At 67.8% G+C, this 22,674-nt stretch carries 17 protein-coding genes; 5 read left to right on the forward strand and 12 right to left on the reverse strand.

The window, feature by feature from the left end:
* Window positions 1-233: 233 nt before the first annotated feature.
* Window positions 234-1,067 carry a hypothetical protein gene (locus K8940_RS20940; protein ID WP_223391977.1) on the forward strand — a complete coding sequence of 278 codons (834 nt, stop codon included), beginning with the start codon at window positions 234-236 and terminating at the stop codon, window positions 1,065-1,067.
* Here K8940_RS20940 and K8940_RS20945 read toward each other — a convergent pair.
* The 6 genes from K8940_RS20945 to K8940_RS20970 form a co-directional block, all read right to left on the reverse strand.
* Window positions 1,064-2,446 (reverse strand): efflux transporter outer membrane subunit, encoded by a 1,383-nt coding sequence (locus K8940_RS20945; protein ID WP_223391978.1) that lies wholly within the window; start codon window positions 2,444-2,446, stop codon window positions 1,064-1,066. The two genes, K8940_RS20940 and K8940_RS20945, sit on opposite strands and share 4 nt — an antisense overlap.
* Window positions 2,443-3,525, reverse strand: a complete 1,083-nt coding sequence (locus K8940_RS20950) for an HlyD family secretion protein (RefSeq protein WP_223391979.1) — start codon at window positions 3,523-3,525, stop codon at window positions 2,443-2,445. The genes K8940_RS20945 and K8940_RS20950 overlap by 4 nt, the downstream gene beginning before the upstream one ends.
* A complete protein-coding gene (locus K8940_RS20955; protein ID WP_223391980.1) occupies window positions 3,522-5,156 on the reverse strand; it encodes an MFS transporter in 1,635 nt (544 codons plus the stop codon). Before K8940_RS20955 ends, K8940_RS20950 begins: the two co-directional genes overlap by 4 nt.
* Window positions 5,153-6,499: a Dyp-type peroxidase gene (locus tag K8940_RS20960; RefSeq protein ID WP_223391981.1), complete on the reverse strand. Its 1,347-nt coding sequence runs from the start codon at window positions 6,497-6,499 to the stop codon at window positions 5,153-5,155. Before K8940_RS20960 ends, K8940_RS20955 begins: the two co-directional genes overlap by 4 nt.
* A complete protein-coding gene (locus tag K8940_RS20965; RefSeq protein WP_223391982.1) occupies window positions 6,499-6,933 on the reverse strand; it encodes a hypothetical protein in 435 nt (144 codons plus the stop codon). Before K8940_RS20965 ends, K8940_RS20960 begins: the two co-directional genes overlap by 1 nt.
* A gap of 83 nt (window positions 6,934-7,016) precedes the next feature.
* The gene (locus K8940_RS20970) at window positions 7,017-7,985 is read right to left on the reverse strand and encodes a catalase (protein WP_223391983.1); all 969 of its coding nucleotides are present in this window, start codon (window positions 7,983-7,985) and stop codon (window positions 7,017-7,019) included.
* A gap of 204 nt (window positions 7,986-8,189) precedes the next feature.
* Here K8940_RS20970 and K8940_RS20975 point away from each other — a divergent pair, with 204 nt between their 5' ends.
* From K8940_RS20975 to K8940_RS20985, 3 genes are all read left to right on the forward strand, one after another.
* The gene (locus tag K8940_RS20975; protein WP_223391984.1) at window positions 8,190-8,894 is read left to right on the forward strand and encodes a hypothetical protein; all 705 of its coding nucleotides are present in this window, start codon (window positions 8,190-8,192) and stop codon (window positions 8,892-8,894) included.
* 113 nt (window positions 8,895-9,007) lie between these two features.
* On the forward strand, window positions 9,008-9,883 hold the full coding sequence (locus K8940_RS20980; RefSeq protein ID WP_223391985.1) for an SDR family NAD(P)-dependent oxidoreductase: 876 nt from the start codon (window positions 9,008-9,010) through the stop codon (window positions 9,881-9,883).
* Entirely contained in the window at window positions 9,876-11,192 is a 1,317-nt protein-coding gene (locus tag K8940_RS20985) for an NAD(P)/FAD-dependent oxidoreductase (protein ID WP_223391986.1), read from the forward strand. Before K8940_RS20980 ends, K8940_RS20985 begins: the two co-directional genes overlap by 8 nt.
* Here the strand turns inward: K8940_RS20985 and K8940_RS20990 are convergent.
* From K8940_RS20990 to K8940_RS21015, 6 genes are all read right to left on the reverse strand, one after another.
* Window positions 11,179-14,016 (reverse strand): ATP-binding protein, encoded by a 2,838-nt coding sequence (locus K8940_RS20990; RefSeq protein ID WP_223391987.1) that lies wholly within the window; start codon window positions 14,014-14,016, stop codon window positions 11,179-11,181. The two genes, K8940_RS20985 and K8940_RS20990, sit on opposite strands and share 14 nt — an antisense overlap.
* 29 nt (window positions 14,017-14,045) lie before the next feature.
* Window positions 14,046-16,832, reverse strand: coding sequence for an ATP-binding protein (locus K8940_RS20995; protein WP_223395934.1), 2,787 nt, complete (start codon window positions 16,830-16,832; stop codon window positions 14,046-14,048).
* 89 nt (window positions 16,833-16,921) lie between these two features.
* Window positions 16,922-17,185: a hypothetical protein gene (locus tag K8940_RS21000; protein ID WP_223391988.1), complete on the reverse strand. Its 264-nt coding sequence runs from the start codon at window positions 17,183-17,185 to the stop codon at window positions 16,922-16,924.
* Window positions 17,186-17,333: 148 nt separating this feature from the next.
* Entirely contained in the window at window positions 17,334-18,233 is a 900-nt protein-coding gene (locus K8940_RS21005) for a hypothetical protein (protein ID WP_223391989.1), read from the reverse strand.
* Entirely contained in the window at window positions 18,218-18,844 is a 627-nt protein-coding gene (locus K8940_RS21010; protein WP_223391990.1) for a helix-turn-helix domain-containing protein, read from the reverse strand. The genes K8940_RS21005 and K8940_RS21010 overlap by 16 nt, the downstream gene beginning before the upstream one ends.
* A gap of 94 nt (window positions 18,845-18,938) precedes the next feature.
* On the reverse strand, window positions 18,939-20,267 hold the full coding sequence (locus tag K8940_RS21015) for an MFS transporter (RefSeq protein WP_223391991.1): 1,329 nt from the start codon (window positions 20,265-20,267) through the stop codon (window positions 18,939-18,941).
* 248 nt (window positions 20,268-20,515) lie between these two features.
* On the opposite strand from K8940_RS21015, the gene K8940_RS21020 reads away from it, so the two are divergent.
* Window positions 20,516-22,669, forward strand: coding sequence for a TonB-dependent receptor (locus K8940_RS21020; protein ID WP_223391992.1), 2,154 nt, complete (start codon window positions 20,516-20,518; stop codon window positions 22,667-22,669).
* Window positions 22,670-22,674 lie beyond the last annotated feature (5 nt).

Raw genomic sequence — 22,674 nt, forward strand, 5'->3', positions numbered from 1 at the left:
GCGGGGGGTTGGGAGGAGCGGCCCAGGCCGGACCGTGGCTTGGGGGGGACGTCCGGCGAGATTGAATTTAGGGCTTCGGAGCCGAGCGAGATTGTATCTGAGCGTCGAAGCTTGGCGCCGGACGAGCGCAATCTGACGCCGCGTCTTTGCAACCCTTTAGAACGCTTGATTTCGCACTTGCACGCCCGGACGCGATGCTGCTCGCCACACCCTCTATGCGGCGGGAGAACCCGATGTCCGAAGCAAGCGCGCCCAGCTCCGAAGCGATCCGCGAGCAAGTCGGTCGGCTCAAGCGCTCGGCCGCTTTCGCCGGTTCGGACAAGCTCTTTACGTTCCTGCACTTCGTTGTCGAAGAGACCCTCCAGGGAAACGGCGCGGGCTTGAAGGAATGGGTGATCGGCAACGCTGTCTATGGACGCGATCCGCCCTACGATCCCCGCATCGATTCAACCGTGCGGGTGGAAGCACGGCGGCTGCGGCGCAAGCTGCAGGAGCACTATGCCGGCCCTGGACGTGAAGACCCGCTGCTCATCGGTCTCCCGCTGGGCGGCTATGGCCCCAGCTTTGAACCCAATCCAGCCGCCCGGCCCGAAGGCCCGACGCGGCGGGTGCGAAATGCTGGCGAAACGACCCTGGCCGTTATGCCGTTTCGGGCTCACTCGGCCCGCGAAGCCGATGGCCATTTCGCTGATGGGCTGACCGATGAGCTCATCCTGCTGGCCGCCGGATCATCCAACCTTCGCGTCGCCCCGCGCCTGGCGGTTTTCCAGTACCGGGACCGGGTGATCGCGCCCCAGGCCTTGGCGACGGCGCTGCAGGTCGAGGTGCTGGTTCACGGCTCGGTCCGTTGGGAGGACGCCAGCGTCCGCCTCACCCTGGAGCTTTGCGACGTCACCGGTTTCGTCGTCTGGTCCGAACGCATTGACGGCGCCGGCGATGATCGGCTGGCCCTGCAAGAAGAGCTCGCCGCTAGGGCCTGGATGCGCCTGGAGGCGGCGTTGGCGGCGCGCGCCAGGAGCTTCACGCCGCCAACAGAGGTGGCGATCCTGCGCCGGCTGGCAAGTTAGCGCGAGGCCAACTTGTCCGCGCCGGTCCAGCCGCCCCCCAGAGCTTGGTAGAGTCCGATCGCCGCCGTCAGGCGGTCTGCGTGGAGCTGAACCAGGTTCAGATCGGCCGCGAGTAGACCCCGCTGGGCGTCCAGTTGCTCCAGATAGGGCGAATAGCCGGCGCGATAGCGGCTCTCGGCGAGGGTCAGGGCCTGGGCCAGGGCGTCTCGCTGGGCCGTCGCGGCGATCTCCTGCTCGCCACTGCGTTGGACCGACGCCAACCCATCCTCGACCTCTCGGAATGCGTTGAGGACGGTCTTGCGGTAGGCGAAGGCGGCCTGGTCGCGACGGGCCGCGGCCTGCCCCTGTTGGGCCTTGAGGCGTCCAGAATCGAAGATAGGCGCCAGGATGCTGCCGCCGATCGAGAAGACGTGGACCGGATCGTCGATCAGGTCCGATGCGACATAGCCCCACGATCCATTGAGCTGAACATTGGGCATGAACGCGGCGCGGGCCGCGTCCAGGCCATGGTCGCTTGCCGCGAGCTGCTGCTCGGCCTGCCAGATATCGGGCCGCCGTCGCAGCAGGGCGGCGGGTTGGCCTGGTGAGATCCACGGAACAGCCAGGCTGTAGAGCCCCGCACCCCGCGCGATCGTACCGGGGTTTTCCCCCAGCAGCAGCCGCAGGCCGTCCTCCTGGCGGCGTCGGGCCAGCTCGACGGCGGGGATCAGCTGGAGCGCGCTCTGGTACTCGGCGCTGGCCTGTTTCAGCTCGAGCTGGGCGCCATAGCCGGCCTCGACGCGCCGCCGGATGAGCTTGAGGGCGCCTTCGCGCGCCGCGACGGTCTTCTGCAGAACCTCAAGGCGCGCATCCAGGGCCAGCAGCGTGACGTAGCCGCTGGCGGCCGAGCTGGCGATCGCCAAACGGACGCTGTCTTGCGCGGCTTGGGTGGCCAGAAGGCTCGACCGCGCCGCCGCGCTCGACGCCTTCAGCCGGCCGAAGAGGTCCAGGTCGTAGGCGGCTGAAAACTGCGCCTGGCCGGCGTGCTGTTCGACCGGTTGGCCGAAGGCGTTGAGCGCCCGCTGATCGGCGCCGCCGCCCGCGATGACGAGGTTGGGCCCACGCATCCCCTGAGCCAGATCGAACTGCGCGCGAGCTTCTTCGACACGCGCGGCGGCAAGACCAAGGTCGGGATTGTTGCTCAGGGCCTGCTCGACGACGGCCGCCAGGGCCGGATCGCCAAAGGCGGTCCACCAGCGCGGATCGACGCTGGCAGGCGTCAGCGCGGCCTCTCGCCATTGGGCGGGCGGGGCCTGGGTCGCGGCGGTGGGCGCTGGCGGCCGGGGTCCCGCGCAGGCGGCTAGGCCCGCGACGCTGGCCAGGAGAACAAGGCGCCTCATGGCCGGCCCCGCGTATCGACCTCGGCTTCGACCGATAGGCCCGGCCGAAGGCGCGCGGCCTCGTCTTGATTGGGATCGATGACGATGCGAACGCCGATTCGTTGGGGAACCTTGACGAAGTTGCCGGTGGCGTTGTCGGGCTTGAGCACCGAGAACTCCGAGCCAGCGGCCGGCGAAATCCGCTCAATCCGACCGCTAAGGCGAGCCCCGCCAAGGGCGTCGACATAGAGGCGCGCGGGCTGGCCGACGATCATGTGGGCCGTCTGACGCTCCTTGAAGTTGGCGATCACCCAGCGCTGGGCCGGGACCAAGGCGACGAGCTGGGTGCCGTTTGTCACGAACTGGCCCAGACGCACGCCGACCTCGCCCAGTTGACCCGATTCCGGCGCGACGATCTGGGTGTGGGCCAGATCGATCTCGGCCATGCGGACTTGCGCCCGCGCGGCTTCGACCTGGGCTTCCAACCCGCCACGCCCGACATCGACCGTGCGAACGTCTTGCCGGGCGATCTCGCCACCGGCCATGGCTTGGCGGACCTGCGCCTCGGCTTGGCGCAGCGCCGCCAGGGTCTGGTCGCGCTCCCGAACCGAGATCGAACCGTCCCCCACCAGATCATTGGCTCTGCGCATGTCGGCCTGGGCCCGCAGGAGCTGGGCGCGGGCGTTGCCGAGATTGGCCACCTGACCTTCCAGCCCGGCGGTGCGGGCCGCGTGGGCTTGGCGGCTGTTGGCTAGGGCGGCCTCTTGGGCGGCGAGATTGGCGCGGGCCTGGGCCAGGCGCGCGACATAGGTCGCATCATCGATGCGCACCAGCAATTGGCCGGCCTTGACCACCTCGTAGTCGCGCACGAGCACCTGGGCGACGTAGCCGCTGACCTGCGGGGCGATCACCGTGGTTCGCCCCCGCACGTAGGCGTTCTCGGTCCGCTCCAGGTGCGAGCCGAAGGGCGGCAGTTTCCAGGCGTTGAGGACCAGGAGCACGGCGATCAGCCCGATCAGCACGATGCCGATGACCAGCCACGGCGGACGCGGGCGGGGGCGCCAGACGTGGGCGGGTTCATCCAGGGCGGCGTCGGTCATGAGGAGGTCTCCCGCGCGGCCTGCGAGCGCCGGCGAAGGGTGTTGAAGACGATGACGTAGGCGACGTAGGCGGCAGTCAGCAGCGCCAGGATCGCCACGAGACGGAAGACGTCGTTGAAGGCCAGAATCGCCGCCTCGCGGCTGAGCGCCTGGCCCAGAAGGGCAACGCCTTGCGCGGCCTGCGCGGCGGGATCGACCACAGCGCTGGAGACGGTCCGGGCGCCAGCCTGGATGCGCGCCATCACCTGCGGATCGGTGGCCACCACGCGCTCGGCAAGGCTTGCGGCGTGCTCGCGCGCGGCGATGGTCTGGTAGGTCCCCAAAAAGGCCGATCCGACCAGGCCCCCGACGTTCTGGGTGGTGCTGAAGAGGACGATGAAGGTGACCAGGTGGTCGGCGCCCTTGGCGAGCATCTTGGTCAGGCCATAGAGTAGCGCCGGGCCGATGAAGAGCGTGGTGCCGAAGGCCAGGAGGGCCTGGGACCCGTAGAGCTGTTCGGGACGGGTGAGGTTAGTGGCGTGGGCGTCCCACCAGGCGCCGGCGGCGATGATCAGGGCCGCGACCATCACCTGATAGGGCAGACGCGTGGCCGACAGCGTCACGGCCGCGACCACGGTGCCCAACAGCATGGCGGCCACGACCCCGCTGAAGAGGATGTGGAGCTGATCGTTGTTGAGGCCGCCGGCCGTAAGCAGGCCGACCGCGCCGAAGGTCTGCTCGGCAAGGGCGATACGAACGAGCATGGCCACGGCGGCGAAGCGGATGATGTCCAGAGCGCCCAGCCAGCGCAGTTGCATGAGCGGCCGAGCCCGCAGGACTTCAATCGCCGCCGCCAGCGCCAGGAGACCAAGTCCGGTCGCAAGCGCCACGCCCAGCCACGGCGTATCGGTCCACCAGAGCAATCGCCCTTCGGACAGGACGCCGCAGATCAGGAGCGCGGCCGGAACCACCAGGCCGATGGTCAGGAAGTCGAGCGGCTCGAAAGCCTTGGACCGTTCACTCGGCGGCAGTCGCACGGCGTGCAGGGCGACGAAGGCGGTCAGGCCCAGCCCCATCTCGATCAGGTGCAGACCACGCCAATTGTCGAGCGCCAGCATCTCTACCGGAAAAAGCCGGGCCAAGGGCATGCCCAGCTGGATGAGCCCGATCCCGATCACCACGCCCAGCGGCTTTAGCTTCGGCGGAAAGACCTGAATCAGATTGTAGATGGTCAGGGTGGTCAGACCCGCGGCCATCATGCCGCTTGTGGCCCGCACCAAACCGGCGGCCAGGAAGCCGGGGAAAAGCAGTTGCCAGGCGCTGGCCAGGACATAGCCGACGATCAGGACGCTGGTGACCTGCGGAATGCCGAATTGGGCGCGGGCCTTGACCAAGGTCAGGTTGGCGGTGGCGTTCATCGCCACATAGATCGCCGGCAGCCAGCTGGCTTGGGCCGCGTAGACGCCCATGGAACCTGAGAGGTTGGCGACATTGACGTTGACCAGCCCGTTGCCGAGCGTCGCCACCACCGCAAGCACCAGAGCGGCCAGGCCGTAGGCCAGCCGCCGGCCGCCCGAGTGAACCGGTGAGAACGGCGAACCCGGAAAGGCTGGCCGCTCGTGGTCAGCATAAACGTATGAGCTCTCACTCATCCGCCGCGGGCCTCTGGTTCGGCGGCGATCCACGCCAGTCCGGTCAGCCCGGGCAGGAAGACATGCTCGCCGCCGCGCACGACGGAAAAGTCGGGCAGACCCTTGAGCCGGCGCCGAACGGGCTTGTCGGGGAAGACGTAGTCGTCGGCGCGATCACGCCGACCAACGATCGGATCGCCTCGTGAGCCCTGACCGACGAAGTCGCCGTCATTGACCCATTGGGATTGAACGAACTCGAACTGACGACCTGGGTTGGCGTTGATCATCGCCAGAACGATGCCGCGATCCAGTCCATCATCCTCTGTGGCGTCATGCGGCAGCACAGGCCCGTAGGCCGATCCGCGACGAAGAACCCGATGAAGGCGGGCGTCGACGATGGTGTCCTTCAGGCCATCGCGCGGATTGACGCGGCGGATATGGCTGCCGACGGGCGTCTTGGCGCCGTCGCGGTCGTCGTCGAAGTAGCCGAAGTCGTTGTTGCGCAGGCGGTCGGGGACGAGGCTTGGATCATCCCGGGTCGGCGAGAGCGCCAGGGGACAGCCACTGCGCCAGCGCCCCATCATTTTGGCGGCGACAAACTCCTCGCCATCGGGGCGGCCCTGAGCGTTGTCGCGCAGATAGCCCCTGAACGCGGCGACATACTGGCGGATCTTGCGGATGGCCAGGAAGGTGCCGTTGCGCCAGAGCGCTTCCGGGCCGCCAGCCCGGGCGATCACGCCCAGCTCATTCTCATAGCCGAGGATGAACTCACCGGCCTTGGCCGGATCGCCCTGGCCCGGCAAGGGCGCGCCGCCTTCGCCTTCGATGAACGGGCGGCTGATCCCGTCGTGGAATCCGAAGTGTTCGCGCAAGGTCGGGGGGATGCCGACATCCAGGCGATGGATAAAGGTCAGCCCTTCCTGACCGGCCAGGACCGAATGGCCAACCGCCACCTTCGCGTCGCGCGCCTCCCACGAGCCGGCCATCACGAAGAGGCCGATGTGGAAGCCTTGGCCGCCATGGGGCATGTCCCAATGGGCCGGGTCGCTCTGGCCGACATCGCCAAGGAAGGCGCTGCGCGCGGCCATGCCCTGACGAAACTCGACGGGAAACCCGTCGATCATAGGTTCGGGCACCTGCAGGCGTCGCAGCCCTTCGCAGGTGAACACCACATTGATCCAGGCGCTCTCGGCCGGGGCGTCCCAGTTGGCGGCCGATGTGATGTGGGGGATCAGCCGGCGCAGCAGCGCCCGCGCGGCCACCGGCTCATCGACGCGAAAGAGCAGATAGGCTCCGAAATACGGCATGGGACGGTTGCGCAGAACCGTGCCCTGAATGTCGGCGAGCTCGAGTTCTACGGTCATCAGCTTATCGCATCCAAGAGCACGCCGAGCGCCTCGCGGCCGCGCAGCGCTTTGTCGATGTCGTGGCGGGAGGCCTCGGGAAAGGCGGTGAAGAAAAGCTCAGCGCCGATCAGGTGCTGACGCAGAAAGGCGTTCAGAAACGGCGAGGTCGCGCCGGGAAAGCCTTCCCAGACGCCGTCGAAAAGACTGTCGAGCCAGCCGGGCGACTTGTCGCAGAGATCTGCCAGCCAGGTGCAGAACTCGCCGTCATAGGTGAAGCCGAACCACAGGCGCGTATCGCCATCGAAGAGGAACAGCCGAAAGTCGTGGGTCAGGCCCAACCGTCGCTCATGGTGGCTGATCTGGGCCTGCAAGCGCGGCAGGCGCTCACGCAGACGCGCCGCGCCGCCCGGGGCGACCTGACCAACGCCGCAGATCTCGGCGCGCTTGCCCATACGCAGTCCCGGCCCGTCGAACTGGGGCGCGACCTGAGGATCTTCAGCGCGTTCGTCGATCCAGGGGAGCGGAGCCATGAGTGTCATCCGGCGACCGGGCAGCGTCCCATGGGACCGGCGAGCCAGCCCTGGCTGCGGAAAGCGGCGGAGGCTTCGTAGACGCCGCGGCGGATCTGGAGGATCGGATCGTCCGTCGCCTCGATGCCATCGACCAGCTGGGTAGGGTCGTGGTTCATCAGCGGATCGCCGATCTCCTCCTCGCCGATCGTGCCGGTGACGGTCAGCAGGCCGATCGGCACGCGGACGCGGTCTTCGGGCCAAAGCGCGGTGGCGTCGTCGAGCGGGTCACCCGGTTCGGCGATTTCCAAGACCAGCTCGAACTCGATCGGGCGATCGACGAGGCGGGCCTCGATCTCCTCGAAGAGGACACTGGGGCTTTCCTTGGCCAGAACCTCGACGGCTTGGCCTCGGACGCCTTCGATCGGCAGCCAATGGCAACGGACATGCCGGATCTCGTCATGCTCGTCGATGAACCGAAAGGCATGAATGGCGTGGAACTCGGTGTTGCCGAAGCTCACCGGCGCCTGGGCCTCGGCGCGCATCTTGAAGACGGCCGCGACATTGGGATTGGCGGCCAGGAAGGCGTCGAGACCGGCCCTGTTGAGCGGACCGTGGGGCTCGGTCGGGCGCAGAGCATCGACCAGGGCGACGAACTGCTCGATCGTCCGAGCGAAGAACAGCTTCTGGCTCAGCATGACCAAGTTCGTCACGCGCCCGTCGGGCAGATAGAAGCGGGTGGCCATGCCCACCGTGGCGTTGAACAGGGCGTGCGGGTCGCCCCCGCCCTTGGAGAAGCGAACCGTGGCCGGCACGCGGCCGCCCTGGAGATGCTGGGCGCGGGTGAAGTGCTTGGCGACGGGATAGGCCTGGAAGACGCCTTGGTAGAGGCGGCCGTCGGCGTGAAGGGTCCGATAGCCTGGAAAGTGGCCAAGCACGTCCTTGATCTTGCCGACGATCTCGTCGGCGTGCCGGTACTGACTGTTCTGGGTCATGGAGGCGCCTACCAAACGCCGAGCGAAGTCTCGGCCCGACGCCGAGGACGCTAGGACGCCGCATCGACCTCAGGCAGTGAGCGGGCGTTAGCGACTTGGGCCTGAAGGGCGCCCGACGGGCTAACCGTAACCCTCGGCCCGCCTCACTTCACGGGCGCTTGGGCCCGCGCGACGGTGGCCACACGCCGGCCCAGGAGACGCGCCATGCCGCCACCGCCACGTCCCGACTTTCTACGTCACCGGTTTGGCGCAGCGCTTTGGCTAGACCTGACCGCCGGCTTCGTGGAGATGATCGGCCTGGTCGGCCTTCATGGCCTCCTTCCGGTCCAGGTCGCCGTCAACGCGCCGCTGGCGATCGCGGCCTGGTCTCAAACGGGTCAAGACTTCGTCGCTCGAACACTGGCCATTCCTGTGTTCATCCTGGTGACGGCGCTGGCCTCGCGTGCGCTCAGCCGAGCCGGTCACGGGATCCGTTTGGCGAGCGGACACCTGCTCTTCTTCCAATGCCTGTTGCTGATGGGCGCGATGGCCGTTGGCGTCTTGCTTGGCCCTTTCCCTCGGTCGGACGCGCCGGCGGCGGTCGCGGCGGGACTGCTGCTGGTCTCGGCGATGGCCCTGCAAGGGGTCGGGGCGGCGTGGCTGTGGCGAGAGCGACTGTCGTTGGTCTCGACCTTCGATCTGGCGCGACTTTCCATTCGAATGGGCCGTGGCGTCTGTCGTGGCCGCGATGTCTCGCCCCAATTGATGCGCCTTGGAGCCTTCATCGTGGGTGCGGGCGTGGCGGCGTTGGTGTTTCCGATCGCGGGTTTTTGGAGCCTAGGTCTGGCGGCGGCCGGCTCGCTTGTGACGCTCTTCCATTTCGTGCCGTTCGATTTCGCGCGGGCCTTCGCCGACGTTGGACGACGTTGAAGGCTGTAAGGCCGCGCACTCACCCCAACTCACGACCTTCGGCCAGCCGCGGCGCCTAGTCTCGCCAATGACGGACGGCGTCCGGCCGCCCAGGTTTGCGAGGAGTGTGAGAGATGGATACCGTCCCAGGCGCGTCGAGCTTTTCCGGAAAGGTCGCCGTCATCACCGGCGCGGCCAGCGGGATTGGTCTGGCGCTGGCGCTCGAAGCGGCGCGCCGCGGCATGGATGTGGCCCTGGGCGACATCGGCGAGGAAGGGCTGGCCAAGGCTAAGGAGGCGGTCGAGGCGCTGGGCGTTCGTGCCGTGGCCATTCGCACGGACGTCAGCAAGCTCGTTGACGTCCAGGCGCTGCACGACGGCGCGGCCCTGGCGCTGGGAGATCCCTGGCTGGTGATCAACAACGCCGGCATCACCAAGCTGGCGCTGACCTGGGACCACACCGAGGCCGATTGGAAGCGCATGTTCGACATCAATGTCGGCGGCGTCATCAACGGTCTGCTGGCCTTTCTGCCGGGTCTGCGGGCGCGGGGCGAGGGTCATATCGTCAACACCGCCTCCGCCGCGGGCCTGCTGACCATCCCGGCGGCGTCGGCCTATGTCGCCAGCAAGCACGCCGTGGTCGGGCTGTCGGAGACGCTCTATCGGGAACTGATCGCCTCGCGCTCGGGCGTGGGCGCGTCGGTCCTCTGCCCCGCTCTGGTCAAGACCAACATTCTGGGCGCGGCCGCGCCGGCTGGCGGCAAGGCCTCGGAGATCAACTCACCTCACGCCCTGGAACCCGAAGAGGTCGCCCGCCAGGTGTTCGAGGCGGTCGCGGCCAAGCGCTTCTGGATCCTGACCCACCGCGCCCACATGGAGCCGTATATCCGGGCCCGCGCCGAGCAGATGGTCACCGAGACCAACCCCAACGCCGCCAGCGTCGACCCTGACGTGTCGAAGACCTCCAGCCTGGCCACCGGCGTCGACTTCACCACCTGGCCCGATGCCTAAGGCCTCGCAAATCGGCCTGCGACGCGGCCCACCCCGGGTCGTGATCGTGGGCGGCGGGGCGGCGGGTCTGGCCCTGGCGATCCGGCTGCGCCGCGCGGCCGATCACCTCGAGGTCGTGCTGATCGACCGTGCGGCCAGCCACTTCTGGAAGCCTCGGCTCCATGAGATGGCCGCCGGCTTGATCGGTCCAGGCGAAGAGGAGGCCAGCTTCCTGGCGCAAGGACGCCGGCACGGGTTCGAGTTCCACTTTGGCGCCATGCGCCATGTCGACTTCGAGCGGAAGATCCTCTGGGTGGATGCGGTCCCGGGTTTGGTCGAGCCGGGCGACGAACTCCTGGGACAGCGCGAATTCCCCTACGACGTTCTGGTCCTGGCGATCGGCAGCCGGGTCCATGACTTTGGTGTGCCGGGGGTAGCCGAGCACTGTCACCGGCTCGACAGCCCGGCTGACGCGCGCGCCCTGCACCAAACCTTCCTCGAAGAGTCGTTCCTGGCCTCGGTGCATGAAGACCATCGGATCCAGGTCGGCATCGTCGGTGCGGGCGCGACCGGCGTGGAGCTCGCGGCCGAACTCCACCACGCCAATTGCGGCCTGCAGCGGTTTGGCGGCGTCGGAGCGCCGGGACGCCTGGACATCACGATCGTCGATGGCGCCGATCGGGTGTTATCCTCGGCCCGGCCAAGAACCTCTCGACATGCCGGCGAGGCCCTGATGCGCTTGGGCGTGCATCTTCGGCTCGGCGCGCGGGTAAATGCGGTGGAACCCGACGGTTTTCGCCTCGAGGACGGCACCTTCGTCCCCTGCTCGGTGAAGGTCTGGGCTTCTGGGGTAGTGGGCCATGACCTCGTCGCCCACCTGGGTCTTCCACTAGGCCCCGGCCGGCGTATCGCCGTGGATGAGACCCTGGCGATCGAAGGCAAGGATCGGGTTTTCGCCCTGGGCGACTGCGCCATAGCGCCGGCGAAGAACGCCGGCGGCGCCCCGCCGCCGACGGCGCAGGTCGCCCATCAGCAGGCAATCTGGCTTGCCGACGCGCTGCCCAAGCTGCTCGATGGACGACCTGTCGCCCCGTTCGTCTACAAGCCTCGCGGTTTGGTCGTGTCGCTGGGCCAATCGGACGCGGCCGCCGATCTCCCCGCCCAAGGCCCTGAGGGCCTGGCCACGGCTGAAGGCACCCCGGCCAAGTTGCTCTATGAGGGCCTGGCACACGCCCACCGGGCCACGCTCTACGGCTGGTGGCGCGCGCTGGCGCTCTTTGTCTCGGATCGTCTACGGGGCCTATCGACCCCGCCGATCAAACTTCACTGAGCTTCAGAAGGGTCTTGGCTCGATCCAGCCGTCGAGACTTGGCCGGCGAGAGCGCATCGACGAGCTGGCGCAGGGTGGCCGCGGCGTTTTCGTCTTCAGGTGCAACGCCAAGGGCGGCGGCCGCTAACGGCAAGGCCAGGCCCCGGGCGCCCTGGCGTTCGGCCACGGCCAAGCCCTCCTCGAGAGCCTGCCGCGCGGCTGGGCGATCACCGGCCCTCCACAACACCTGGGCCTTGCGGCGCAGGACCTCGGCGCTCATCAGGCTCTCCACGCCATCCTCGTCGGCAGCCTGCGCGGCGAGCAGCGCCAGGGCGTCACCGGCGCGCCCGGACAAGGACAAGAGCCTGGCGAACTCGGCGGCGAAGAGGCCGTTGAACGGGCCGTAGTTGGAGGCCTTCAGGCCGGCCAGGCCGTGAACGAATAAGCGCTCGGCCGTCACTAGGTCGCCCTCGAGCGCAGCGTGCTTGGCCTGGACGCAAGCGCCGATCGCCGCATGGCTTTCTAGTCCGTGCCGTTCAGCTTCGACCACCAGCTCCTGAGCGAACTTGGCGATGATCGAGGCCGGCGCGCCACTGACGATCGCGCCGATCGCCGCCCACTGCAGAGCCTCGCACACAGGAAGCGCCTTGGCCGTTTCGCGGGCCGAAGCGATGGAAAGCGCGAAGGAGGCGTCGGCCGCCGCGTAGCGCCCCTGCAGCGCGTAGGTCAGGCCCTCCAGTCCGCGGGCGTCTGAGTGTCGATCAAACCCGGTACGCCCCAGCCACTGGAAGCGCGCCGTGGGCCCCTCGTCGACCAAGAACCGCGCAAGGTGCTCGTGGGCGCGGGCAAGCTGTCCGGTGTGATTGTAGTTGGTTCCCATCATCCAATGGGTGGTCGCCTGGGCGTCCAAGTTGTTCGTCGCATCGGCCAGGGCGCGATGGCGATCGGTGAACTCAAAGGCCAACTGGTAGCGCGGCGCCCGGATATTGTAGGTCCAGAGCGCCACCAGGGCGTCGAGCTGATAGTCCGTGGCGTCCAGCTTCACGGCTACGTCCAAGGCGCGCAGCCAAGGCGAATAGTCCTCAGCGGCCAGTCCACGCGTGAAGAATGCGCACGCCGCCAGGGCGAAGCGCACCGCCAGTTCAGCGCGACTGGGCGGTTCGCCCGCCGGGATGGTCGCCAGGGCGCGATCCATCCAGTCCTGGCATTCCAGATGGAGGGATCGGCTGAACCAGAACCAGGACGAAACGGCCGCAAGGTTCAGGCGTGCTTCCAGGTTGGGCTGATTGACCAGGGTCCAACCCAAGGCCGCGCGGACGTTATCGAGCTCGGGCGCCAGTCGATCGAACCCCGCCGGATCGGTCGAGGCGGCTTGAAGCAGCCCCCCAAAGTAGGTGGCGTGGGACTGGGCCAGCGCGCGCCTGCGTCCACTCTCGTTGAGACGCTCCAGGGCGAAGACCCGGGTGGTTTCCAACAGCCTGAAGCGCACCTCGCGATCGAGGGCTTCGGCGGTGACCAGCGATTTGAGCACGAGGCCGGCGACCGCTTCGTCGATGTCGTCGCCGCTGAGACCTTCGTCGCTCAGCACGATGCGCGCCGCATCGAGGGTGAAGCCGCCCGAAAAGACGCTCAGGCGCTGAAGCACCTCACGCTCGGCGGAGGAGAGCAGGCCATAGCTCCATTCGAGGGCTGCGGCGATCGTGCGGTGGCGCGGATCGCCGTCCCGCGCCCCCAGGCTCAGCAGACGCAGCCGATCGTCCAATCGCGCGGCCAAGGCTTCCACGCCCAGGGCGCCAGCGCGGGCCGCGGCGAACTCGATGGCGAGCGGCAGACCGTCAAGCTCGCGGCAGATCCGCGCCAGGGTCGGGGCGGCCGCATCGGTGAGTTGGAAGTTCTCGGTTTCGGCGCGGGCGCGTTCGAGAAAGAGCCGCGCGGCGGGATAGGTCAGAACGGACTTGGCGTCGCGCGCGGCCTCAGGCGGCGTCTCCAGCGGTTCCAGACGATGGATCGTCTCGCCCGCCATGGAGATGGCCTCGCGACTGGTGGCCAGAACAGAGACCTTAGGCGAGGCGCTCAAGAGGTCAGAAACGAGCCCGGCCGTCGCGTCCAGAAGGTGCTCGCAGTTATCGATCAGCACCAGGACGTCCTTGTCGGCCAGGGCTCGGAGCACTGCGCCCAACGGATCTGCCGGCGGATGGATCAGGCCCATCGCTGAGGCCAATGCGGTCGGGAGCAAGCGGCCGTCATTGATCGGCGCGAGGTCCAGGAACCACACTCCATGAAGCCGACGCCCGATGGATTGGTCGGCGAGCGCCAGGGCCACGGAGGTCTTGCCTATGCCGCCAGGCCCCACGACGGTCACCAGCCGGTCATGCGACAACCGCTCGGCAAGGCGGGCCACAATCGCCTCTCGACCGATCAAGCGAACGGACTGCAAAGGCAGGTTGTTCGGCGCGGTAAAGACGGCGTCGGGGGCTGGCTCAAGCCCGGCGTCCAGGCGACGAACTTGAGCGATGAAACTATAGCCGCGCCCGGGGACGTTGATGATCACCCCTTCGCCGTCGGCGCCATCGCCCAGGGCCCGCCGCAGGGTGGCGATATGGACCGTCAGATTGGCCTCGACGACATGGGCGCCCTGCCAGACGTGATCCATCAGCGCGCGACGCGAGACCACCTGGCCAGCCTGCTCGACCAGAAAAAGCAGGATGTCCATGGCCCGGCTTCCCAGACGCACCGGTTTGTCGCCATCCCAGAGGGCGCGCGCCGCGGACGACAGACGAAACCCGCCGAAGCGGAACTCGACATCGTTCGCCGCCGGCTCTGGCAGTGGAAGGGGAGACATCATGGGGCGCGGATTTCAGAGAAACAGGGGGGTCAGTTGACCAGGACTTTGCGCCACCTTTGCAGCAGTTCGCGCGCCTTTCGTAGGTCTCGAACGCGATCGCCTCCAGAAATGCGACTGACGACTGGGTCCAACTCAGCGCAGGCCAGATCCAGGGCGCCAGACCGGGCCTGGCGCCGCGCTAGATCCGCCGCGCAGCGCAGGGCTTCAAACTGAGCCCCCGACGCCTCGGCTTCGGCCAGACCTTGGCGCAGGTCGTCTTCGCCGGCGCTGGAGGATCCCTGACGGATCGAGGCGATCGAGGCCCGAACGCGAAGGAGGTCGGCACGGCCCAGCCAACCGGGCGCGCTTGTCGCCTGAAGGCCCTCTTGAACGGTCGCCAGCCCCTCATCCAGACGTCCCCGACTGACTTGAATCCCTGCCAGGGCGGCAAGCAAGGCCCGCCGGACTAGCTCCTCGCCCCGCGCGCCCAATCGGTCCAGGGCTGCGGAGAGATCGTGTTCTGCAGTCTCAAGCTCACCGGCCCGAGCCCGCATCAGCGCTTCATAGGCCTGAGCCAGATCCAGACACCGCTCCAATCCCGCCGTCAACGCCGCGCTTTTGAGCCGCTCGAGGCAAGCGAGGGTCGCCTGGGGATCATCAACGCCCAATCGGATCGGCGCTTCGCAGAGGGCCAGAGCGAAAGCCAGGGATGCGGGGTGGTTCGTTGCCTGCTCGGCGGCGCGCGTTGCGTTGAGGAGGGCCTCGTCGGCGCGCCCGACGCTCCACAGAACGTTAGCCCGGGCCACTTGAGCCCAGGTCGCCGCGTCCAGTCCCCAGCTGGCCGCCGGCCCCGTCGCCGACTGCACCCTCCCACACGCGCGCTGGGCCAGATCGAAGGCAGTCGACAAGTTTCCCGCGCCACCTTCGGCGGCGCTGGCCAAGGCGTCGACCAAGGTGAGGGCTTCAATCCGCCCGAGCTCGTGCGCCAGGTCGCGGGCCTCACCGGTCAAGGTCCGCGCCTCGTCCAGACGCGCCTGACGGTGGCGAGTCATCGCCAAGGCCACAAAGCTTTGCAGGCGCAAGGTTCGCAGGCTCTCGCCCTTCGCCAAGTCCACGGCGGCCGAAAGGTGGTCGGCGGCTTCTTCTGTCGCGCCAACGACCTGCAGCTCGGCAAAGCCCAGGGCGTAGCGGATGACCGGATCGGTCGGCGCACTGTCCTGCAAAACGGCCAGGGCCCGACGCGTCCATTGGCGGGCTTCATCGAACAAGCGCAGGTCGATCAACAATCGGGAGACCTGCCGGGTCAGGGCTGAGGCCTGGGCGCGATCGCCAAACGGGCCAAGGACGAAGGTCATCGCCGCGCGCAGATTTTCGAGGTCCTCTCGTCCCAGCGCCTCTTGGCCTGCGAAGAAAGCCGCATGGCGGCGGCGAACGGCTTCGGCGGGCCCCTTCTCGGCGAGCTTGGCGGCGGCGAAGCGGCGCGTGGTTTCAAGGAGCTGGAAACGGCCGTCGCCGTGCGCGACGACCAGGGACTTCCGCGTTAGGTCCAGAAGGCGCTCTGGGGCCTCACCCGGGCAGAACGGATCGCAGACCGCTTCGGCGGCCTGGATGGAAAAGGCGCCGATAAACACCGAAAGCGCCTCTAGCATATCCCGTTCGCACGACTGAAGCAGCTCGAAGCTCCAATCGAGCGCCGCGCTCAGCGTGCGATGTCGGGGTGGCGCGCCCCGACGCGCCAGCACGCCTGGCTCGAGGCGCTCCGACAGGCTCGCGGCCAGACCCGCCAGGCCAAAGACCTCAACGCGCGGCGCCACAAGTTCAATCGCCAGAGGCAGGCCATCGAGGCGACGGCAGATTTCGGCGGCGGCGCGACTGTCTTCATCGCGGAACGTGAACCCCGAATGGGCCGCGGTGATCCGACTGACCAACAACGCCACCGCCGGATAGGCCAAGGCCTGGGCGGCGCTGAGCGCCAAGCCCTGCTCGGGCACGCCAAGACCTGACAAACGCAGGGTCTGCTCCCCGCGCAAACGGAGGGACTCGCGGCTTGTGGCCATGACGCGAAGGGTTGGGACAGCACGCAGGAGGCTTGCGGTCATCGCCGCGACCGGCTCGATGAGGTGCTCGCAATTGTCGATCAGCAACAGGGTCGGCCGAGCTTGAAGGGACGCCCCGATTTGCTCCCAAGTCCTGGCCTGCGCCGGTTCCAATCCTAGCTGGTTGGCCAAGCTGACGGGCAACTGGACCGGATCCTCGACGGCGGCCAGTTCGACCAGACGAACCTCGAGCCCAAGGCTCTGCTCCGCCTGGCGCGATGCGGCCAAGGCGGTTGCGGTCTTGCCAACACCGGCGGGCCCCAGAAGCGTGACCAGCCGTTCGCGACGAAGACGATCGACGATGGTCGTGATCAGGCCCTCGCGACCCACCAGCCTGGATACGCCTACCGGGGGGGCGCTGGGCGGGGTGATGATCGGCGCGACGAAGCGATAGCCGCGCCCAGGTTCGGTGAGAATGAACCGCCGCCCGTCGGTTCCGTCTCCAAGCGCCTGGCGAAGGGTTCGGACGTGGACGGCAAGGTTGGCTTCCACGACTGTCGTGTCGGGCCATGCCCGCGCGACAAGCTCGTCCTTTCCAACCACCTCGCCTGCACGCTCGACAAGGAGGATCAGCAGGTCCAGGGCGCGTCCGCCGATCCGCACCGGTCGGCCGTTCTCAAGCAGCCGCCGCTCCGCGGCCAAAAGCTGGAAGCCATGGAACGCGACGCCTGGGTTCGACGGGGCCTCCCCCAGCAGCGGGCTGGGAGGCGAAGAAGAACCTAAGAAGGCGGCGTGGGGCATCGCCAAGGTCTAAGACTTCCGAAGGGCTGGCGGTGAGCCAAGTCTAGTGCGAGTGCGAAGAGCGCGCGAGGCTGGTGACGACCGGAACGTCAGAAAAAGCCCAGATCGTAGGCGTGGACGCCGCTGGCCTGCGCTTCGCCCAGCAAAGCCTCGAGATCGCGCTTGAGCGCTTCACAGTTGGCCCGGGCATAGCGATGGACCGCGTCGCATGGGCCCTGGCCCTCGAGCCTGGCCAGAAGATCGCAAAGCTCGCGCGCCGCCAGGATCCTACCCTGCAACTGGCCGGCGCGACGCGGAAGATCCTGACCTGTCGGTGTGAAGTGTTCGATGGTGAAGGGGGCGGCCCGGGTCATCGACGCTGTCCTTGGGAGGATGGAACAGGCCCGCCGGGGAAACGTGACCCGGGCCTGAGCCCACCATGGCGCGAGGCCTTGGAAGCGGCCTTGAACCTGCGCCCGGTGTTGGAAGCAATGCGTCGCAAACTGCGCATGCCCTGCTCCGTCAGGCCCGGGCTTCAACGGTCTGGGCTCGGCTTGGGGCCAGGCCGTCCATCATCGGATCCAGCCGGCTCCAGCCCTCGGCCGCGCCGAGCGGGGTTTCGGCGCGAAGCCGCTCGAAGGTCCGAATGACGATTTCATCCTGAAGCAGGCCCTCGTCCTTCTCCGAGATCTCCAGACGCGATGACCACAGGACAAACCCTCGCTCGTCGCTCAGCTCCAGCGTCACCCGCACCTGACCGCCGACGCCACGGATGGTGCCCGACAGGATCGTCGCGCAGCCCAGATCCTGGGCCAGACGCGAGAGCGTGTAGCACTCGCGGCGGTACTGATAGACGGCCAGGCGCGGCGCGACCCGCAGGCCCTCGATCCGTTCGGCCACGAAGATCAACTCGTCGGTGACGCCGTCGACGAAGCCGAAGCCATGGGTGGACGGCGTCAGGGCGATGAAGGGCATGATCGCCAAGAGGCAGGGTTCAGTGGCTGTGCCGGCGCACGGCTTGGGCGCCTCGACCATACGCTCGGAGAGCCCATCGACGTTGATCGCGAAGGTCGGGACATAGGTTCCGATCGGGAGGTCTACGCGGATCGGGTCTTGCCGTCCCTCGTCGCTGAAGTACTGGGTCAGCTTGCGACGCAGCCGACGAGCCTCGACCCGGACGGTGGAGTCGATGCGCGGATCATAGGGCACATTGCGGCCGTAGAGCGCGTTGCCGATGACCGCTTCCTTCAGCGACAGCCCCGCACGCTCCAGCGTCTCATCGACAATGAAGTTGAGGAACTGGGTTAGACGGGTCGAGCCTGCGAACGCAGCGCTACGCTGCAGGCGGACCAACTGCTCGCGGATCGCCGTGGGCGTCAGCCGGGTCGTGGGGGCCGAGCCGCACATCAGGCGGCGGCCCACAGGGCTGCAGGTTCGGAGGCGTCAGTCTCGACCTGTCCGCCGCGAAGTCTGCGCCAGAGTTTTGGCGTGATGCCCGCCTCTTCGTGGAACCGACGGGTGAAATGGGGCTGGTCGCAGAAGCCACATTCCAGAGCGATCACCGCAAGCGACTTGTCGGTGGTCTCCAGGAGCGTCTGGGCGCGTTCGATGCGGCGCTCGAAGACAAAGCGCCCGGGCGGCGCCCCGAAGCTTTGAACGAAGCATCGGCCAAGCCGCGCCGTGCTCAGTCCCGCGATCTTCGCCAGTTCCTCGACCGTAATCCGCGCGGCCAGGCGTTCCTGGATGTGGCGGGTCAATCGGGTCATCTGGCGCGGTGTCAGGCCGCCTCGAAGCGGGGCTGCGACCACCGCGCTGCGCTCCTGTTCGATTTCGAGCAGGCGACAGGCGCGCTCCAGCGTCGTGGTGGCTTCCGCGCGCCCCTCACGGACACGAAGGTCCAGCGCGCTGCGCAGGAGGTTCAGGGCGTCCCCGACCAGCGCTTTAGGGCAGTCCCGCCGATCGCGGAAGCTCCTGACCAGTTCGCCTGCCGGCGGGCTGGTCGTTGGCTGCGAAGTGTCGTGCATCGAGATCATGAGCAGTTCCCGCGGCGCAGGTCGCGACAGGCCGCGACCACTTCAGAGAGCCACATTCACCCCAACAAGGCGCGCTAAGCGTTCCTAAGGGGTCTTAAGAGACGCAAGCCTCGGCTTTACGAGCTTGGTGGGCGCCGCCGGGCCGCCAGACCAAGAGCATGCCGAGCGTGCATCCCAGTGACAGAAGGATGGCCCCGCCGACCGTCCAGTTCGCGCCGCCCTTGACGAGGGGCAACAGCAGGAGAGGCGCGACGGCGGCAGCCAGTCGGTTGATCGACCAGGCCAGGGTTGTGGCCGAGGCGCGATGACGCGGCGCGAAAAGCTCAGCGCCAAACAGCGTGACGACTGGAAGGTAGAGCGCGCCGGAGACGCCAAAACCGACCACCGCCAGGCCCGCGGCGAGGCGACTGGAGACGCCGAAGAACATCGCCACAAAGAGCAGCATCGCCAGGGCGAGGATCGCCAGGCTAGTGGCGCGGGGGGCTCGATCGACGCCGAAGCTCGCCAGAAGGCCTCCAATGGCGGGCCCAAATCCGGCGAGCGCAACGAAGTAGAGGCTGTCGTTGAGGTTCATGCCCCGGGCCAGGAGCACGGGACCGGTGAGGAGGGGAAAGCCGACGCTGGACCAGGGCAGAAGGAAATAGAGGATCGCCAGACCGACCAGGGCCTCACGCGTCCCAGGCGCCGGACGGCTCGAATGGATGACGCGCGCCTCTGGACTCGGCGGCGCCAGGACCGGCGAGCGTGAAAAGCGTTCGGCCTGCGCCATGGCCCGGTCGCCCCGGCCCGCCCCCCGCAGCCAATCGGCGCTCTCAGGAGCCCAGAGAAGCAGCGGGGCCAGCGCTAGACTGGCAAGGCCCAGGACCGCGAACAGCACGCGCCAGGCTTCCCAAGATTGATGAAAATCGTGACTGGCGGCCCGTAGCCAGAAGAGCGCGGCAGGCGGTCCAAGATAGGCCAGCGCGCTCGTCACGGTGATCATCGCGCCTCGTCGTCCGTTCGGCGCGAGCTCGGTGAGCCAAGCGATGATCAGAGGCGGCAGAGCGCCCAGCGCCAAGCCCGACAGTCCTCGGGCCAGGGCCAGCCAGGTCACATCGGGGCTTATCGCGCACAGAACCGAGGTCAGACTTATCAGCACCAGGGAGCCGGCGAGGACCCTGGTGTATCCCCAGCGCCGCGCAGCCAGTCCGCTGAGCGGCGCCCCAACGATAGCGCCCAGGTAGGTTGAGGCCGAAAGCCAACCAATGACCGTTGGGGACATGGCGTGAGGCGGCGCGGCGAAGATGGTGGCCAGAGCGCCGCTCAAGGCGATCTCGGTCAGATCAACGCCGAGGGCCAAGGCGGCGATCACGATGACCGCGCCGTGCAAGCGCGTCATCGCGCCTGGCGCAGGCCCCGGTTCTTTCTCGATCGGCCTAGCCATCGTTCAGCTCGTAGACGTTCAAGGTTGACCGACCTTACAGGCAGTCGGCTCCGCGCGCGGTCGCGCCGTGGCCCGATTCACAACGATTAACACCGCCAGGGCGCGAAGCTCGCCATGGTCGGGACATGGCTTGGCCGACATCCAATCGCCCGCTCGAGGCGCTAGGCCCCCTTCGGCCTGCTCTGTTCGCGGGGGTGGCCGGCCTGTGCCTTCTGCCGGTCATGGCGCGCGGACAAGAACTCGACGAAGTGATCGTCACGGCCGCCAAGCGCCCTAGCCGTGCGTTCGAAACGCCGACCGCCCTGACGGTGCTGACCGGGGCTCGCCTGGTCGCCGCGCATGCCGACGACGCGGCCGGGTTCGCCGCCCTGACCCCGGGATTGACCTATACCGACAGCGGCCCGGGCCAGAAGCGCTACGCGCTGCGCGGTCTCCAGTCGGCCGGGGAGCCCGAGGTGGCCCTCTACTACGACGACATTCCGATCAGCGGCCTACCGGGCTCATCCCTCGACACGGGCGATAGCCAGCCCGACCTGAAGCTTTGGGATGTCGATCGGATCGAGGTCATTCGCGGTCCCCAGGGCACGCTCTATGGCAATGGCGCGATGGGCGGCGCCATTCGGATCCTCTCGCGCCCGCCGAATCTCTCCAAACCCGAGGCGGCGCTTGAAGGCGGCCTTGGCGCGACGGACGGCGGCGAGCCCTCCTACCGCGTCAACGCGCTGCTGAACCTGCCTCTGGTCGACGATCGTCTGGCGGCCCGGGTTAGCGGATATGGGCGGCGCGAAGGCGGGTGGATCGACGATCCCGAACGGTCCGCCACCGCCTTGCCGCAGGTCTCCGGAGACAATCGCAATGATGAGCGCACCTATGGCGGCCGGGCGGCTCTGCGCTATGCGCCAAATGATCGCTTCGAGGCGACGCTGACCGGCTATGGCCAATCGCTAAAGACCGACAACGCCTTCGAGATCTATCCGAAGTACGCCACCGACACCGATCGATACGTGTCGGCGGCCTATGTCCGCACACCGTGGAAGGATCGCTCGCTGATGGGCGTGCTGTCGGCGTCTTACGACCTTGGCTGGGCCAAAGCCTCGGCGGCCACGTCCTACCAATACCGGCACGTTCGCCAGACCCTCGACACGACACGCTATCTCCTCAAGCAGCTGGGGTGCGCCGAGTACAGTTGGCCCAGCGCCTGCGCCGGCGGTGGGACGATCGTCCCGGCCGCGTCGGCGGCCGACCAACGGGTGAGCGCCTGGTCGGCGGAAGCGCGCCTTGCGTCCCCCGACACCGCGAGCGCCTGGACGTGGATCGCCGGGGTATTCCAGCAGCGCGCCATCACCCATCGCCGCGGTCAGGTCGCCAAGGTCGGCGCCGATGGGCTGATCGCCTATGATGCGGATGGGACGGCGCAAAACCGCCTGTTCGCGCGGGATAATAAGGACGGGTTCGATCAGGTCGCCGTCTTTGGAGAGGTTACCCGCAAGCTGACGCCGCGTTTGAGCGCATCACTTGGCGGCCGCTGGTTCGACGTCGAGCGACGCGATCAGCAAGTCGTGGTCCAGCAGTTCTTCCCGGGTCAGCCTACCGGCGCGCAACCGGCCCAGACGTCTTCGGAAAGCCGCCTCTTCAAGACCGCGCGCCTAAGCTACGCGCTTGATCGGGGCCTGCTCTTCCTGCAGGCCGCGCAGGGCTTCCGCGCCGGCGGGCCCAACTATCCAGGCGGGTTCGACCTTAGCGCTCCGGCCTATCGCTCGGACTCGGTGTGGGACTACGAGCTTGGTTGGAAGCTGGCGCTGGGCTCCAGGGTTCGGGTCGAAGGCGCGGTCTTCGATATCGAGTGGAAGGATCTCCAGCAGCTCGTTCCAACGACGCTCTTCAGCTACATCGCCAACGCCGGCCGCGCGCGGTCCCAGGGCGCGGAAGCCGCTGTCGACCTGAAGCTGGCCTCCGGGTGGAGCGCCAATCTCGCTGCGACCTACAACCACGCGCGCCTGGTCGGACGCCAGCCGACACAAACAGATCCGGCCCTGCAGCTGGCCGCCGGCGACAGGCTCGCCAATGTCCCCGATTGGACCTGGCGGGCGGGCCTGAACCATGAGCGCGCGCTTTCCCGGGGCGAGCAGCTGTCGCTGGCCCTGGGGGCTCACGGACAATCTGGTCGCGGTGTGCTGACCTCGGATCGCAACCCGGCCTATTTCCGCTTGAAGGCGTATGGCTTGGCGGACGCACACGCGAGCCTGGAATTCCCGTCAGGATGGCGCGTAAGCCTCGACGTCGACAACCTCTTCAACGCCTATGCGCCGATGGCCGGCAAGTCGCTGGACGCCAATCTGGCGCAGGTGGTCACCGCCGCTCGCCCCCGCACGGCCTGGCTGACCGTATCGATCAGGCGGTAGTCGTG

The sequence above is a fragment of the Caulobacter segnis genome (assembly GCF_019931575.1).
In the GTDB taxonomy this organism is placed as follows: Bacteria; Pseudomonadota; Alphaproteobacteria; order Caulobacterales; family Caulobacteraceae; genus Caulobacter; species Caulobacter segnis_C.

Bases quoted from the DNA above. Each gene is read 5' to 3' on its own strand.
- K8940_RS20995 (WP_223395934.1), bottom strand. From the start codon at position 16,832: ATGCCCCACGCCGCCTTCTTAGGTTCTTCTTCGCCTCCCAGCCCGCTG.
- K8940_RS21015 (WP_223391991.1), bottom strand. From the start codon at position 20,267: ATGGCTAGGCCGATCGAGAAAGAACCGGGGCCTGCGCCAGGCGCGATG.
- K8940_RS20945 (WP_223391978.1), bottom strand. From the start codon at position 2,446: ATGAGGCGCCTTGTTCTCCTGGCCAGCGTCGCGGGCCTAGCCGCCTGC.
- K8940_RS20950 (WP_223391979.1), bottom strand. From the start codon at position 3,525: ATGACCGACGCCGCCCTGGATGAACCCGCCCACGTCTGGCGCCCCCGC.
- K8940_RS21000 (WP_223391988.1), bottom strand. From the start codon at position 17,185: ATGACCCGGGCCGCCCCCTTCACCATCGAACACTTCACACCGACAGGT.
- K8940_RS20990 (WP_223391987.1), bottom strand. From the start codon at position 14,016: ATGATGTCTCCCCTTCCACTGCCAGAGCCGGCGGCGAACGATGTCGAG.
- K8940_RS20960 (WP_223391981.1), bottom strand. From the start codon at position 6,499: ATGACCGTAGAACTCGAGCTCGCCGACATTCAGGGCACGGTTCTGCGC.
- K8940_RS21010 (WP_223391990.1), bottom strand. From the start codon at position 18,844: ATGATCTCGATGCACGACACTTCGCAGCCAACGACCAGCCCGCCGGCA.
- K8940_RS20980 (WP_223391985.1), top strand. From the start codon at position 9,008: ATGGATACCGTCCCAGGCGCGTCGAGCTTTTCCGGAAAGGTCGCCGTC.
- K8940_RS20940 (WP_223391977.1), top strand. From the start codon at position 234: ATGTCCGAAGCAAGCGCGCCCAGCTCCGAAGCGATCCGCGAGCAAGTC.
- K8940_RS20955 (WP_223391980.1), bottom strand. From the start codon at position 5,156: ATGAGTGAGAGCTCATACGTTTATGCTGACCACGAGCGGCCAGCCTTT.
- K8940_RS20965 (WP_223391982.1), bottom strand. From the start codon at position 6,933: ATGGGCAAGCGCGCCGAGATCTGCGGCGTTGGTCAGGTCGCCCCGGGC.
- K8940_RS20985 (WP_223391986.1), top strand. From the start codon at position 9,876: ATGCCTAAGGCCTCGCAAATCGGCCTGCGACGCGGCCCACCCCGGGTC.
- K8940_RS20970 (WP_223391983.1), bottom strand. From the start codon at position 7,985: ATGACCCAGAACAGTCAGTACCGGCACGCCGACGAGATCGTCGGCAAG.
- K8940_RS20975 (WP_223391984.1), top strand. From the start codon at position 8,190: ATGCCGCCACCGCCACGTCCCGACTTTCTACGTCACCGGTTTGGCGCA.